General features: G+C 34.6%; 16 protein-coding genes. 7 read left to right on the top strand and 9 right to left on the bottom strand.

Translation table 11 applies throughout. The features are described from left to right. Positions 1–42 precede the first annotated feature (42 nt). From ACJ6WR_RS15875 to mobA, 5 genes are all read right to left on the bottom strand, one after another. Positions 43–615 (bottom strand): YdeI/OmpD-associated family protein, encoded by a 573-nt coding sequence (locus ACJ6WR_RS15875; RefSeq protein WP_409415760.1) that lies wholly within the window; start codon positions 613–615, stop codon positions 43–45. 2 nt (positions 616–617) lie between these two features. Further along, positions 618–1,010 carry a RidA family protein gene (locus tag ACJ6WR_RS15870; protein WP_409415759.1) on the bottom strand — a complete coding sequence of 131 codons (393 nt, stop codon included), beginning with the start codon at positions 1,008–1,010 and terminating at the stop codon, positions 618–620. An 80-nt stretch (positions 1,011–1,090) separates the two neighbouring features. Continuing rightward, positions 1,091–1,780 carry a helix-turn-helix transcriptional regulator gene (locus tag ACJ6WR_RS15865; protein WP_409415758.1) on the bottom strand — a complete coding sequence of 230 codons (690 nt, stop codon included), beginning with the start codon at positions 1,778–1,780 and terminating at the stop codon, positions 1,091–1,093. 109 nt (positions 1,781–1,889) lie between these two features. Further along, positions 1,890–3,152, bottom strand: a complete 1,263-nt coding sequence (mobB, locus tag ACJ6WR_RS15860; RefSeq protein ID WP_409415757.1) for a conjugal transfer protein MobB — start codon at positions 3,150–3,152, stop codon at positions 1,890–1,892. 4 nt (positions 3,153–3,156) lie between these two features. Beyond that, positions 3,157–3,591 carry a conjugal transfer protein MobA gene (gene mobA / locus ACJ6WR_RS15855; protein ID WP_409415756.1) on the bottom strand — a complete coding sequence of 145 codons (435 nt, stop codon included), beginning with the start codon at positions 3,589–3,591 and terminating at the stop codon, positions 3,157–3,159. A 548-nt stretch (positions 3,592–4,139) separates the two neighbouring features. Between mobA and ACJ6WR_RS15850 the strand changes: the two genes are divergently transcribed. The 4 genes from ACJ6WR_RS15850 to ACJ6WR_RS15835 all read left to right on the top strand — a co-directional run bounded on the left by ACJ6WR_RS15850 (position 4,140) and on the right by ACJ6WR_RS15835 (position 6,202). Then, positions 4,140–4,640, top strand: a complete 501-nt coding sequence (locus ACJ6WR_RS15850) for a DUF3408 domain-containing protein (RefSeq protein ID WP_409415755.1) — start codon at positions 4,140–4,142, stop codon at positions 4,638–4,640. A gap of 506 nt (positions 4,641–5,146) precedes the next feature. Continuing rightward, a complete protein-coding gene (locus tag ACJ6WR_RS15845) occupies positions 5,147–5,527 on the top strand; it encodes a hypothetical protein (RefSeq protein WP_409415754.1) in 381 nt (126 codons plus the stop codon). Between the two features lie 100 nt (positions 5,528–5,627). Then, positions 5,628–5,924: a helix-turn-helix domain-containing protein gene (locus ACJ6WR_RS15840; protein WP_034737355.1), complete on the top strand. Its 297-nt coding sequence runs from the start codon at positions 5,628–5,630 to the stop codon at positions 5,922–5,924. Continuing rightward, complete coding sequence (locus tag ACJ6WR_RS15835) at positions 5,921–6,202, top strand: helix-turn-helix domain-containing protein (RefSeq protein WP_409415753.1); 282 nt, start codon at positions 5,921–5,923, stop codon at positions 6,200–6,202. Before ACJ6WR_RS15840 ends, ACJ6WR_RS15835 begins: the two co-directional genes overlap by 4 nt. A gap of 77 nt (positions 6,203–6,279) precedes the next feature. On the opposite strand, the gene ACJ6WR_RS15830 is transcribed toward ACJ6WR_RS15835, so the two are convergent. Together ACJ6WR_RS15830 and ACJ6WR_RS15825 are read right to left on the bottom strand one after the other, a co-directional pair. Further along, positions 6,280–6,849 carry a hypothetical protein gene (locus tag ACJ6WR_RS15830; RefSeq protein ID WP_409415752.1) on the bottom strand — a complete coding sequence of 190 codons (570 nt, stop codon included), beginning with the start codon at positions 6,847–6,849 and terminating at the stop codon, positions 6,280–6,282. An 85-nt stretch (positions 6,850–6,934) separates the two neighbouring features. Further along, positions 6,935–8,185, bottom strand: coding sequence for a site-specific integrase (locus tag ACJ6WR_RS15825; protein WP_409415751.1), 1,251 nt, complete (start codon positions 8,183–8,185; stop codon positions 6,935–6,937). A gap of 287 nt (positions 8,186–8,472) precedes the next feature. On the opposite strand from ACJ6WR_RS15825, the gene ACJ6WR_RS15820 reads away from it, so the two are divergent. From ACJ6WR_RS15820 to ACJ6WR_RS15810, 3 genes are all read left to right on the top strand, one after another. Next, positions 8,473–8,748: a transposase gene (locus ACJ6WR_RS15820; RefSeq protein ID WP_409415750.1), complete on the top strand. Its 276-nt coding sequence runs from the start codon at positions 8,473–8,475 to the stop codon at positions 8,746–8,748. A 126-nt stretch (positions 8,749–8,874) separates the two neighbouring features. After that, positions 8,875–9,975 carry a LacI family DNA-binding transcriptional regulator gene (locus ACJ6WR_RS15815; protein WP_409415749.1) on the top strand — a complete coding sequence of 367 codons (1,101 nt, stop codon included), beginning with the start codon at positions 8,875–8,877 and terminating at the stop codon, positions 9,973–9,975. A gap of 461 nt (positions 9,976–10,436) precedes the next feature. Next, the gene (locus ACJ6WR_RS15810) at positions 10,437–10,901 is read left to right on the top strand and encodes a JAB domain-containing protein (protein WP_409415748.1); all 465 of its coding nucleotides are present in this window, start codon (positions 10,437–10,439) and stop codon (positions 10,899–10,901) included. Positions 10,902–11,058: 157 nt separating this feature from the next. Here ACJ6WR_RS15810 and ACJ6WR_RS15805 read toward each other — a convergent pair whose 3' ends face one another. After that, the gene (locus tag ACJ6WR_RS15805) at positions 11,059–11,916 is read right to left on the bottom strand and encodes a hypothetical protein (RefSeq protein WP_409415747.1); all 858 of its coding nucleotides are present in this window, start codon (positions 11,914–11,916) and stop codon (positions 11,059–11,061) included. 545 nt (positions 11,917–12,461) lie between these two features. Next, positions 12,462–12,767, bottom strand: coding sequence for a hypothetical protein (locus ACJ6WR_RS15800; protein ID WP_393047525.1), 306 nt, complete (start codon positions 12,765–12,767; stop codon positions 12,462–12,464). Positions 12,768–13,311 lie beyond the last annotated feature (544 nt).

The following is a 13,311-nucleotide window of genomic DNA, read 5'->3' as shown; positions in this document are numbered from 1 at the left end:
TTTTTGCTGCGAAATGTAATACCGATCATAAGCTCCTCTTTATCAAAATTGCTTAGGCTTCATTTTTTGCCCTGCGAGTTCTGCTATTTCGTCAATACGTTTTTGGCGGGTTTCGGAACTTTTGGCAAGTACAAGCCATTGCAACATCATTTTTTTAATGGTCTTACTCAAATTTGAAAAATAGTCCTTTGAACCTTTATATTTTGTGAATGCCTTTTCTAAATCTTTGGGAATAATCAGTTCTTCAACTTCATCTAAAATTGCCCACGAGCCATTTTGCTTTGCAATTTCGATACTTTCGTAACCTGCTTGTGTCATTTGTCCGTTTTCAATAAGATTTTGGACTTTTTCTTTGTTGATTTTTGACCAGGTACTGTTAGGTTTTCTCTTACTGAAAAATTGATGTGATGTTTCGCTGTCTATTTTGATTTTCTTACTGTCTATCCAACCAAAACAAAGTGCAACGTCAACAGCTTCACTCCAGGTAATAGTTTTTTTTGCTGATGATTTGGTATGAAAAACAAGCCATACAGACTGTTTTGAACGATGATTTTTTGCTAACCACTTTCTCCACTCTGTAGGGCTTGTCGGATAAAACACTTCTGTTTCGTTCATACTTACTTTACTACCGTAGCTTCTAATTCTACGGTCAAAGTTGCAAAAAGTCCTTTCACTTCAAGCAAGGTTGTAGCTTGTTTAATGCCATACTTTTGAATAAACGGAACATGAATATCCATACAGGTCGTGAAAAAATCCTGTGTTGATGTTGTGTAAACATTCAGTCTTACGATATTCTTACATTCATAACCTGCTTCGCTTATCAGTTGTTCAAGATTTTGAATGGTTTGGATAAGCTGTGAACGCATCTCTGCACTACTTGGTATTCCGTTTTCGTCAATAGCTACCTGCCCCGAACAGTAAAGGGTTCCTGTTACGTTTGTCACTTCTACGGCTTGTGCTGAATTTGTTTGTTCGCCCCATTTCCAAGGGTCAATTACTCGTTTTTCCATTTTAAAATTGTTTTATTTTTTTAAACTTGGACAAAGTTAAAATGAAGTTGCGACAGCCCTATGTCAAGGGTATGAATGAATTAATGATATTTATCAAAATATTCTTGTAAGGTCATTTTGTGCGGTTCAAATTTGTCTGTGAGCACTTCCATTTTTTGTATTCTGTCTAAACGGAAAAAACGAAATTCCTTTCGCAAACGACAATAAGCAACCAACAACCAATTTTCTGTACTAAGTAACGCAAATGGCTCGATTAAGCGAGTTGTATTTTCATTTTGCTCGTTACTATATTCAATTTTTGTGAGACAAAAATTGGTTAATGCAAATTGTAAATCGGATAAATTATTACTGTTTCGTTCTCTATTGATGTTTTGGTCAAATCGGGTTCTTTCGGAAAGTAAATTGGCTTTGTCTTTTATGCTGTATCTCAAAACCGATTTTATTTTTTCAATGGCTTCTATATAATCTTTAATGAATGAGGTGTCTTTGTTTTTGAGAACCAATTGCTCTGCCATAATCAATGCATTGGCTTGTGCTTCGGTAAACATTACAGGTGGAACACTATACCCCTCCATTAGTGTATAACCTTTTCCGTCTTCGGTTAAAACCGGAACGCCTGCCTGCTCCAAAGCTCTAATATCACGATAAATTGTGCGTGTACTTACTGAAAATTTATCAGCAAGTTCAGAAGCCGTCAAAAGACGTTTAGTCTGCAATTGTATGAGGATTGCTGTTAATCGTGAAAGTCGTTTTGTTTCGTTGTCATTCATTCCTTATTGAAAACTAAAGTAAAGTAACAAAGGTAATCAATTATGTTTTTTGTACTGTTTATTTTGAATGTACTATCTCAAATTAAGGCAACTTCTGTCATATTACATTCTACAACCGTCTACCTTTCTTCTTTTTCTTCATCTTATTTGCAAACTGTTCTTCTTCATACTCCTCGCCCTGTGCATCAGGCAACAGGCTGAATAGCCCAATATCAGAATTAGACGAATGCACCTGTGCAAGAAATTCAAAAAGGTTTTTTGTTGGCAAATCGTCCAATGTATTTGTTTTGGAAACAGGGCTATCCTGTATCTTTAATTCGGGTTTATTTCCGTTGTTCCACCAATCGTTGAATACGTTTGCCGACAAGTTTCTGTCTAATTGTGAGCCGTTCCAAACGCTACGGCTTTGGTGTTCAATAAAGGTCATACCATAAATTCGTCCTTCACTATTACGTCTTACAACTGTATTAATACCCTGCTCGGTCAACTGCTTTTTAAAATCCGTTTCGTTGCTTGTGGTATGTATGGCAAGCTCCACCGTATTTTTCAGAACAGACCTTACAGGTGTGGTTTTCATTTTCTCTTTGGACTGCTCAAAATGCTTCTGTAGGTGTGCAACCCCTGCATCTTTCCCGAAAAGCGATGCTTTGAATGGATTGCTTACTTTGTTCCTGTTTTCGTCCAATGCAACATACACCAATCCGTTTACCCTCTGACCGTTCCGCTCGCCTTTGACTTCTTCCGCAGTGATGTTGAAAAGTGATAGTAAAGCATTGTAACTACCCATAGTAGAAAAGTTATAATACTTTGGTAGATGCCGTACTACCGAAGCAATCGGACTTTTTATGTCGCCATTTTTATGATTTACAGGCTTGAAAACTTTATTAGCTTGTTTATGCTCTTGTTTAGTTGCCTTTTTCATATTATATTTCTGTTCCAAGTCCCGACAGATTGCCATTGAGCGTGGATGGTCGTAATCATCGGGGATTTTCTTTCCGTCAATAGCTACACAAGTCGAAACAATGTGTATATGCATTCTGTCAATATCCGTATGTTTGAAAACAATATAGGGCTGATTGCCGTAGCCCATACGTTCCATATACTTCTGTGCCATTTCGGCAAACTGTTCATCGCTGACTATATCCGCAGGATCTGGATTCAGCGAAATATGTCGTACCGTCTTTTCCGTTTTGATGTTTGCCAACAGGTACGGCTCAAAGCATTTATTAAAATAGGCTACGGAATACCTGCCGTCCACCGTGTCGGGTATCTTGTTCAGCAACAAAACCACTCCATTTTCCGTGTCCACTTTCTGCTGATTGTACAGAATTGCTCCGTACATATTACTTCCTTTTCCAATTTTTGCAATCATAACTTTACTCTTTTTTCAGATACTTCCCTTCAAATTCCTGTGTCAAACGGATGACTTCTTTCGTGATTTTTACCAATTCTATGGTTTCTTTTTCCAATTTAAAAAGGTATGTTCCTGCTTTTTTCTCTGAAAAATTGCGGTACAATATCTTCACAATCTGATTGTAATTCGTTCCGATTGCTCTAAATTGGTTAAAAAATCGGGTCAACTTTTCGTGATATTCTATTGCATCCATATCAATTTTAACGGTCTTTACCGTCTTTTGAAAGATACAGGCTGTGATAAAATGAGCAATTACTTTTATTTCTGATTGGTCAAAAAGGGCAAGAAATTTAGCATTGTCCTCATCATTCAGGTTAATGGAATACCGATTGACGGCAGGGTCATTCTTTGGTTTTCTTCCTGTTTTCCTAATCTGTTTTCTGTTTTTCTCTTCCATAATAATCCATTTTTAATTTTTAAACAAACGGGCGACTTCGGAGCCGTTTCCAGCCCCCTGCAAGGGCAAGTGCTTTTGAGGTGCCGAAATTCATTTCGAGGACCTCAAGAGATAACTTGCTCTGAACAGGAGTTCAGAAAAATCCGTTTTGCAAACGGATTGGAGTTAGCCAAAAAAAGCAGTAGCTTCCATTACAAAGTTCGATAAGACTATTTGAATAACAACGACTTACAATCACGCCAAACAAAGCCACTAAACGCCAAAGACTGCCACCTTTATGGGGATTGAAATTGCTTTTATTTCCTTTGTAACTGGTTAACTGGCTGATTGGTTATAACCTTAACTATGCAGCCAATCGGCATAAATCCCGACAGCAAATCTGCGTGATTGAATGAAGACGAATTATACACTTTTCAGTTAACGAAACAGCTAATTAAGGGTATGCAGGTGCATAGGTAGATAGGTTGTTACATAGGTGTAATCGTACATACAACTGACTGCTTAGCTAGCCAAACAGCTAATTGGATATAATATTAAAATTGAGAGATATGATACACGAAGAAAACAAAAATCAGCAACCCGAAAAAGAGGATTTTTCTATTGGAAATTTCCTAACCGATGAAAAGAAACAACCTGTGATGAAACAACAAGGAATAACACATCGGGAAGACTTTGCAAAACCCGAAGTTGATGAGGAAGCTATTATGCGTGTAATGGCAGGAGAAGAACCCGAGGAAATAGCAACAGAAACAGAACATTCAAAGCCATCGGTCAACAATTCTAAAAAAGGCACCTCTAAAACCAAAAAACTGACCAAAGAGGATTACTGCGGACAGTTCTTTAAAATTCCGAACAGTACTGCAAGTAGGGGTAAATCGGTCTATGTACGGCAGGAACACCACGAAACATTTAACAGGCTTACCAACATTATGGGCATTGACAAACTGACGATTTATGCGTATCTGGACAACATTATCGAGTACCACTTTCAGGAGTTCGGGGAGTTAATTAGCGAAATCTATAATGAGAAGCACAAGCCGTTATTTTGATAACCGTCCGTTGGTCAGGATGCATAACTTCTTTTAAAATTGTTTCCAAAACAAAAAAACAGAAAAAAAAGAAAGCCATTTTAACAAGACGGACAGGTGCGAAAACCAAAAGGAAACGGAATAAGTCCCGAAGGGTGGCAGAGCAATCACACACAATAACTGGGCGAAGCCACCATATTTGCCTGCCATTATGCCGTAGTCTTTTGGTTGGGTGGTGCGGTGGCTGTCCGCCTTATCTTTGCTATCTTTTGTTCTTTTTTTAATCCATTCCAATCAAAGAAAGGATACAAAAAGCACGTATGGGATAAGTATTGGGTGTTTTTTGGATGCTTTCTCTTATCCGTACAAAACTTTTTAAATGTGAAGGGGCTTTGCGAGGAAAATTTAAAGTGTTTTGAGGATTGCTTTCCATTTATATTGTGCCAACACAAGCCAAATACTGCCACGTAATGCCAAATTAAAATAATACATTCCTTGTGTTCTAAATTAGGGGAAATTTTGAACCTATGGCACAAAAAACAATTACCGAAAAAGAGCGTAAAGAAAAAGAGCTATCCGAGAAGAAAAAGAAACCTCTTTTTATGCAGGTCGATAAGCATAGCGACCCAATTTCCAATTTCATTAACAACTCTAAACGTCAATTCAAAGAAACAAAGAGTTTAGGTCTGGGCAGGCTGTTCGGGGGCAAGCGTGTTGAACAACAAAAACAGACTACAGAACCTGAAAGCATAATAGGGGCAACAAAAACAGTTTTACTTTCGGATTTCAAAAACGATGAAAAAAGTCAGATTGTACAGAAAAACAATAAGCCTGCCTTGAAGACAGACAACGCAATCAAACCGCAACAAGCTCTCCAGAAAAATAATAAGCCAAAGTTGGGATTGTAGCCGAGTATTTTACATCTGAACGCCAAACGCTACCTCTGACGGCAACATTGGAATGACCTATGTAAATAGCTTTTATTTTCGAGGTTTAAATGATGTAGATATGGAAATAACAGTTTTAGACATTCAGATTTTAAAAGCATTGCATAGGGAAGTAAAGGAAGTTTCCAATCTAATTGCGGAAATGACCGCACCCTACAAAGCATTGCAACAGGCAACAAAATGGCTCGACCAACAGGAAGCCTGTCAACTACTGAACATTAGCAAAAGAACTTTGCAGACGTACAGGGCAAAGGGCATTCTTGGGGCAACGCAAATCAATCGGAAAACATATTTCAGATTATCCGAAGTGGAATTATTTATGCAGGGAGAGCGACCGTTAAAAAAGCAAAAGAAATGAAACAGATTGGAAATTCAAACGAGGATATACTTGCTTTGCTCGAAGCTGTGGTAGGCATCAAAAATGAACTGCTGTATATCAGGGAATATTTTCATCCACTCTTAAAAGGGGAAATCTACCTGTCAGGCGAACAGGTTTGCGAGATGTTGCATATCAGCAAACGGACGTTGCAACAGTACAGAGATGACGGACTGATACCTTTTATCAAGCTCGAACGGAAAATCTTGTTTCGTGAAAGTGATATTGTAAAAGTATTGGAAGATAACTATCAGCGTTAGCTGATTGTGTGAAACTGTAACTGTATCGGTCAATTAAAGAAACAGCCCACTGCTTAAAGCGGTGGGCTTTGGTATTATTACATTTCTATCATTCCATTATTTAATATACTACCAAAATAGCAAGTCAAATTTGATGAAATTTTTTCAAAGACATTAGGAATATAGTCTGATATATTTTCAACAGTCAATTCCTTTTCAATAGGATAATTATGATATGTATTAAGGTAGTTTTTTATATCATATTTCTCCGTATCATTGAGTTTTTCAAAGGGGTTTTGAGCTGTGTAGTTGTGGAAATCTGACAAATGAATGGAAGCACAACCAAATTTATATACATATTGAATATACCCATAAAATTCATTTGCCTTCTCAACCATATCTTTATCTGTGATTTGTTTCCATTTGTTATTTGATGTTAAAACTGTCCATTTCTCTCCTGATAAAGTCTGCTTCATCATTCTTTCTCGTTCATTGAAATCGGATATTCTACCTAAATACATTACTCTAATAAAAGAGTCCAACTCTTGTCTTAATATAGAAACGCAGTTGCCAAATAATCCTTGTGAAAATAAAAGTTTCAATGCTTTTTTATTTTCTTCACTTCTATTCTGAATTAGTGAAATATATTTTTGTCTTATATCCGCCATTATTTGAAGCATTTTTTCTAATAGCTAAAGTACAAAAAAAGCCAATGTAGATAACATTGACTTTTTTAAATTTCTTTACTGGGTTTTATAATTGAGCCACAAAAGACTGCTCCATCCCCTTAAATTTGTGTGATACTTTTTGCATATCCTTACCTACTTTCTCGTTGAGTATCTTGGCATAAATTTGCGTTGTGGCAATGTTTTTATGCCCTAACATTTTGCTCAAACTCTCTAACGGAACTCCCTCGCTCAAAAACAGCGTGGCAAACGTATGGCGTGCCAAGTGAAAGGTTACTTTCTTTTCTTTCAGGCAGTCAATCAGTTGTGATATTCTCTTTAGGCTATCATTACAGACTGTATTTGATGGTACAGGAAATACCTTTCCGTCTTTTGAAAATCCTGCATATTTTTCGACAATCATTTTGGGAATATCCAACAGCATCACGTTTGACGATGTGGCTGTTTTTTTCCTACGTATGATAATCCACTGGTTACCGTCAAAGAAATCCTGAATATTGCTGTTTCTAAGCCCTTTCATATCTGAATAGGAAAGACCAGTAAAGCAACTGAAAACAAACAGGTCTTTAACCAATTCGTCTTTCTTTTTCTCGCAGTTGAACATTACAAGCTGTTCCAACTCGTTCCGCAACAGATAACCTCTGTCTTTGTCCTTTTTGGTATTCTTGTACTCGCTGAACGGATTGAAAGCAAGATGCTTTCTGCTCATTGCCAATCGGCAAAGCGTGGTAAAGCCAATCATATACAGCCAAATCGTGTTATGTGTCAAGCTTTGGTCATCACGTAGGTAGTAATCAAAGTCCTGTATAAAATCAGGAGTAAGGTCGTTAAAAGACACATCGGAGTAACCGTATTTTGTAAGTACAAAATTGCGAAGATGTCTTAATAGTGTTTTATACTTACTTCGTGTTCCGTTTACCCGAAGTCCGCTATTGACCTTTTTCTCATAGTCGGATAAGAACTGTTCATAAAACTTGAAAAAGGTCATTTCTCCGCTTTCCATACCGAGGAAGGCATTTTTAAGTTTAGTACTGTTTACAGCCCCATCGTTCTTCAGAATTTTGGAATAGCATTCCTCAATACCTGAACGGATTTTGTCAAGTTTGCTGTTTGTTTCTTGGGCTTCTCGGCTTTTACCTAAAACCCTGCCGTACTTCAAATCCCAATTTGTTGCGGAAATATCCAACTTGGCACTGAATGCAGACTGATTACCGTTTACGGTAATTCTACACATAACCGTAACTTTCCCGTTCTTCTTCGGGGCATTCTTTTTAAGGTAGAAAAGAACCTTAAACGTTGATTTTTTTGTCGTTTCCATACTCACAATTCTTAATGATAAAATTAAACCTATGCGAGCTACGGAACAATATGAAAAACTATGCAGAAAGCTGAATTACAGTATTTTAAAGCGGTTGTTTATAATGCTTGAAAGTAACGTTTTAGTAACCTTACTTTTGCCAAACCTCGCTTTTTTCTGCTTTTTACCTCATTACCAAAAAATCAAAAAACGATTGTAAAGACTTTATTTACAATCGTTTTCCCTGTTATTAATCTTTGATGTATTTTTACTGAAAATTTATTTTATAATGTCTTAAATCGAAAAGAATGACTTCAAATCCGACTTGGTGTTGCAGATGTGTTGGTGAAATTAAAAACATGATAAAATATGGAAAAACAAAGTCTGGTAATCAAAGATATATTTGTAGACTTTATAGGAAAACAAGAGTTGCAAGTTATACTTATCAAGCTTACAAACCTGATATTGAAGAAAGTATCATTCAGTTCACAAAAGAAGGTTTAGGAATAAGAAGTACAGCAAGAATATTAAAATTTTCAACTACGACTTCTCTTCATAAGTTCTTCAAAATTTCGATTTTTTGATGAATTGATCTACAAGCCGGCTTTCTTCCAAGCTAATTTAAGAAATGTATTTACTAGAATTTATTAGCTTTTTTATTATCTCATAACTTTACATTTTTTTTCTATTTTTGATTAAACTTTAACAGTATGAAGCATATTACCCTCGAAGAACTTGCCAGGCATTTATATTTATCAAAATCAACTGTTTCAAGAGCACTTCGAAATGCTAAAAATGTAAACAACTTCACTAAAGAAAGAGTACTGTATGCGGCTGAACAATTAGGTTATAAAACTGTTTCGTCTGTTGTAGGTTTAAAACCAGAAATCAAAACTATAGGATTTATTGTTCCTAAAAAAATATCACCATTTTTTACAAAAGTACTTCAAGGAGTGCGTAATGTTCTATATCCACTGGGCTATAAACTTATAATACTAGAGTCAGATCATAATCAGGAACGTGAAAGAGAGAACCTTTTGCATCTTGAAGCTTTTAATGCTAACGGAATCATTATCAGTATCTATAGTGATTACAACCTATATACCTGTCAAGGAATCGTAAAAAGAGGTACTCCTGTTATTCTATTTGGAAAAAAGCAATCAAATAGATCCGAAAGTTCGTTTCCAATTGCCAATGATTATATCGCAGCTTCATTAACAATAGAAAATCTCATTAATAGTGGACGCAAGCGAATAGCATGTATTATGGGGCCTAATGAACTCAGAAAAACATCTGAACTTGCTCGCGGATATGACCGGATTTTGGAAAAACACCAAATAAATAACCCCGAACTCCTAATAGAAACAGAAGGAGAATCGTTAAGTGATGGAGAATTTGCAATAAATAAACTTTTGGAAGCAAATATTAAATTCGACAGTTTTTTTGTCCTTACAAGCTGGATGGCGCTTGGAGCTGCATCGTATCTGCAAAGTAAAAATATTGATATCGTTAAAGAAGTTAAGATTTTTAGTTATTCAGGAGAAAATTTCACAAGTTCAAATTTTATCAGACCAGAACATCGAGAACCACTTCAGGAACCATCAAAAATAGGAGAAACTGCAGCGGAAATAGTACTCGAAAAAATAAAAGATAATCTAGATCCAAATAATATAATATCATTTTATCCGGGTTTTATCGATATGCGTCCTTCCGAACATCAGGAATTATGCGCAGGAATTGAATATCTTCATTTCTCACAAAAGAAGAAAAAAAAGAAAACTGTTACCAGAACAAGCTTTCTTTTTGATTAATTATAGTTCAATAAGCTGATCTTAGCAGAGTCATTTTTCTCTTTTCTTTTAGTGCGTATTTGTCGCTTTCCAATTATGTAAAAAACTAAGTCTTATATATTTTCTAAACTATAACATTTTAAAGGTTAGTCTTTCAAAAAATATCAAAAGAGGAATAATGTGTTCGATTGTAGACCCTGATACTTCAGCATTTATTATTGATTTTCGTGGGCGATGAAGGGTTCAAACCATACTTTTTTGGCATAGTCGCTACATAGATCTTTTCAACCCCACCTTAAACAGTCCTTTATTCTTCTAATATCTTATTTAATTTCGTCACAAAGTTCGGGAATCGCTTGCGGGCGCTAGCAAAAAATTCCCCCATAAATGCAGGAAAAAATTCCTGCTTTATTGCGTTGCTTTTTGCGCTTGCTAGGCGATTCCCGGTGGATGTTCCATAATTAATTTAAAATATAGAAATTATGGAAACTTTAAATCAAAACTGGCAGACTGTATCTGAAATTGAACTGATTTATAAAACAAAAGTAAAAAACTCTGAAAGACCGCAAATCAAATCTTCCAAAGACGCATACAAACTGGCTCTTTCAGCTTGGGATTATAATAAAATTGAACTCTTTGAGCAGTTCAAAGTATTACTTATGAATCAAGCTCAAAAGGGACTTGGAATTTATGAAATCTCATCTGGAGGAATTACAGGAACTATAGTGGATCTCAGATTAATATTCTCAGCAGCTCTTAAAGCCAATGCAACATCTCTGATAATGATTCACAATCATCCTTCAGGAAACCTAACAGCCTCTGAAGCCGATAAACAGATAACTCGAAAAGTAAAAGAAGCCGGAAGACTTCTTGATATCACATTACTGGATTCATTAATTATAACTTCCGAATCCTATTATTCCTTTGCTGATGAAGGCGCTTTATAAGCCCCTTTATAACTTTGATTATCTATGAAAAATTTGAAATAAGTAAAGAATTTCCAATATGTTCTTTAAACTGTAATTTCAATAATACTCCCAAATACAAAACCAACTTTCCATTAAACTAAATGCCAAATTCATTATAGTAGCTATTGTAGGCAGTTTATCTAGGAGGTAAAATTGTAAATTGGATTGCTAAACAATCATCACAGTTATTAAGTTTGTGCCAGGATTTTTTCGAAACAACTTTGACTATTACACTGTAGAAATCAGCTACATCTGATTCATTAAACGTAATTTCAATATTTTTCTCATTTATAATTTCTCTTTTACCTATATTCCAAATAACATCATATTCAGCACTTGAAAATGATGGATCGATTTCAACTTCTAAACTTATTTTATCGTAACAATAAATGTCAAATTTTCTATTATTAAGAACTAAGCAATTTGTAGCCCAATTTATATGTTCTCTTAAAAAATGTTGTCCAAATGAATCTGAATATGATAGAAAAGTTGGAACATTAAATTTTTTATCCATATTCAACGTTTTATAATGTTCTTTAATTGATTCAATAATATCATTAGTGTAGCAAATAGACTTTTCCAATTGTCTGACAGAAATTGGATTTACGTGATTAACACGATTACGAATATCACTCAATTCAGTCAGATTATTCTTTAATTGAATTCTACCTAATTTAAAATTCTGCTCAAAAAAAGGTTTGAAAATTTCATTGTAAAGATTCTCTTTACAAATAATTTCAATCAAATGTTCTAATAATGTCGCATCAATTTTCCTTTGAAACCTCTCAGAATATTTATTAAATCTAGTTTCTACTTTTTCTCTAATTTCTTTTCTAATTAGAAATTGCCCTGCAGTTTCATAGTTAATATAATCGTTTCCAAATTTTTCAGTAAACTTCTGATCGATTATTCTTCTCAACCAATATTCTAAATTTTCTAGATATTTTTTTGCATACCCTTTTTTATCTTCTTCAGTCAATTTATATAATGGCATAGTTTTAAAACTGGTTAATTAAGATGGTGATTTAAATTGCCTACAACTTGTTTTATGTGTCAAAAAATCACATTAAGCAATCCGAATTTGGATAAATAATATGTGATTTTGTCACACATTATTTAGTTTCATATATATATCGCTATAAATTATCAAAAGACCATTTAATTTCATTGATGCTTTTTGGCATTATATGAGTAGCTATTCAAACAAAAGTAGAGAAAAAATCAAGATGCGCATTTTAAAATATCATAATAATCCCAGATAATCTGGTTAGATATTTGAATGCTTCCCGCTACTAAGATAAAGCTTCAGAGAAATCTGGAGCTTTTTTTTATTACAAAATCTAAGCTATCAGGCTCATATCCGCCGCGGCGGACACAGGTTCGAGTCCTGTTCCCGCTACTAAGGTAAAAAGCTTTAGATTTCTCTAAAGCTTTTTTTAATTTTAACTATTTATGGCTTTTTGGTGTGTTCCCAAGACCTTCTAATTAGCTAAGATTAAGAACATTTTACAAAACTCAAAAAAAGAACAACGTAGGTTTTTAATTTGCATTATTCCAATTTGTAATTATCCAATCTGCAATTTTCTTATGAGTTCTTATCTCAGGAGGGACTGCATAACGTATCATTCTTTCGATTTTATTGTATGTAGACGTATTAGCAGGGGCACTTGTCCAATGTTTTTTACCAATATGATTTATAAAATAAAGAACCTCATAACCTTCAGTTCTGTTTAATTGCGAATAATCAGTTCCTTTTGTGTAATAAGGATCGTCTTCATCCGCTTTTGCAGTCCATTTATAATGCTTCCCATCATCATAAAGCATTTGTGATTTTAAATAACTCATAGTTTAATTTAATTAAAATTAATAATAACTTTCCAACCAAGAAAAGTATTAAAAACAAATAACATTAATAAAAACAAAACTTTATTACGGAAAACCATAATGTTAAATAAAAACATTCAAAGCTATGAAGTATTGATACTCAAATTAAACTTTTCCTGCTAGAGCAAGCCTCTTTCTTATACATATACACGAAGAATCAATTAGTATAAGTTTCTAAAACAATTTTGCGTAAATATTTTAAACTTTTTAGAATAAGACATTTTTACGTTCACTAGTGTCTGAAGCTTTTTCTTAGTAGCGGGAACAGGACTCTAACCTAGTTCTCACTTTTCTATACTTTTAAGTTTAATAATTTTATAAGGATTAAGTCATACTATCTTGCTAAAATACAAGTAGTACCTATTATGATGGACATATTATGACCATTATAATAATCTAAATACATATTACCTTTGTAAAACACCTCCTAACCATCCATATACTACTTCAAGGTAGAGGTGTAAATTGAGAAATAAAAAAAAGCACCCAACAGAAACCCGAATCA

It is taken from the genome of Flavobacterium sp. PS2 (genome assembly GCF_046250155.1).
Taxonomy (GTDB): Bacteria; Bacteroidota; Bacteroidia; order Flavobacteriales; family Flavobacteriaceae; genus Flavobacterium.
The sequence above is the reverse complement of the archived record's forward strand: the minus strand, read 5'-3'. Positions and strand labels throughout refer to the sequence as shown.

What these genes read in the sequence shown, in the direction of transcription:
- ACJ6WR_RS15875 (WP_409415760.1), bottom strand. Translation starts at nt 615, where the DNA reads ATGAACGAAACAGAAGTGTTTTATCCGACAAGCCCTACAGAGTGGAGA.
- ACJ6WR_RS15870 (WP_409415759.1), bottom strand. Translation starts at nt 1,010, where the DNA reads ATGGAAAAACGAGTAATTGACCCTTGGAAATGGGGCGAACAAACAAAT.
- ACJ6WR_RS15865 (WP_409415758.1), bottom strand. Translation starts at nt 1,780, where the DNA reads ATGAATGACAACGAAACAAAACGACTTTCACGATTAACAGCAATCCTC.
- mobB (WP_409415757.1), bottom strand. Translation starts at nt 3,152, where the DNA reads ATGATTGCAAAAATTGGAAAAGGAAGTAATATGTACGGAGCAATTCTG.
- mobA (WP_409415756.1), bottom strand. Translation starts at nt 3,591, where the DNA reads ATGGAAGAGAAAAACAGAAAACAGATTAGGAAAACAGGAAGAAAACCA.
- ACJ6WR_RS15850 (WP_409415755.1), top strand. Translation starts at nt 4,140, where the DNA reads ATGATACACGAAGAAAACAAAAATCAGCAACCCGAAAAAGAGGATTTT.
- ACJ6WR_RS15845 (WP_409415754.1), top strand. Translation starts at nt 5,147, where the DNA reads ATGGCACAAAAAACAATTACCGAAAAAGAGCGTAAAGAAAAAGAGCTA.
- ACJ6WR_RS15840 (WP_034737355.1), top strand. Translation starts at nt 5,628, where the DNA reads ATGGAAATAACAGTTTTAGACATTCAGATTTTAAAAGCATTGCATAGG.
- ACJ6WR_RS15835 (WP_409415753.1), top strand. Translation starts at nt 5,921, where the DNA reads ATGAAACAGATTGGAAATTCAAACGAGGATATACTTGCTTTGCTCGAA.
- ACJ6WR_RS15830 (WP_409415752.1), bottom strand. Translation starts at nt 6,849, where the DNA reads ATGGCGGATATAAGACAAAAATATATTTCACTAATTCAGAATAGAAGT.
- ACJ6WR_RS15825 (WP_409415751.1), bottom strand. Translation starts at nt 8,185, where the DNA reads ATGGAAACGACAAAAAAATCAACGTTTAAGGTTCTTTTCTACCTTAAA.
- ACJ6WR_RS15820 (WP_409415750.1), top strand. Translation starts at nt 8,473, where the DNA reads ATGACTTCAAATCCGACTTGGTGTTGCAGATGTGTTGGTGAAATTAAA.
- ACJ6WR_RS15815 (WP_409415749.1), top strand. Translation starts at nt 8,875, where the DNA reads ATGAAGCATATTACCCTCGAAGAACTTGCCAGGCATTTATATTTATCA.
- ACJ6WR_RS15810 (WP_409415748.1), top strand. Translation starts at nt 10,437, where the DNA reads ATGGAAACTTTAAATCAAAACTGGCAGACTGTATCTGAAATTGAACTG.
- ACJ6WR_RS15805 (WP_409415747.1), bottom strand. Translation starts at nt 11,916, where the DNA reads ATGCCATTATATAAATTGACTGAAGAAGATAAAAAAGGGTATGCAAAA.
- ACJ6WR_RS15800 (WP_393047525.1), bottom strand. Translation starts at nt 12,767, where the DNA reads ATGAGTTATTTAAAATCACAAATGCTTTATGATGATGGGAAGCATTAT.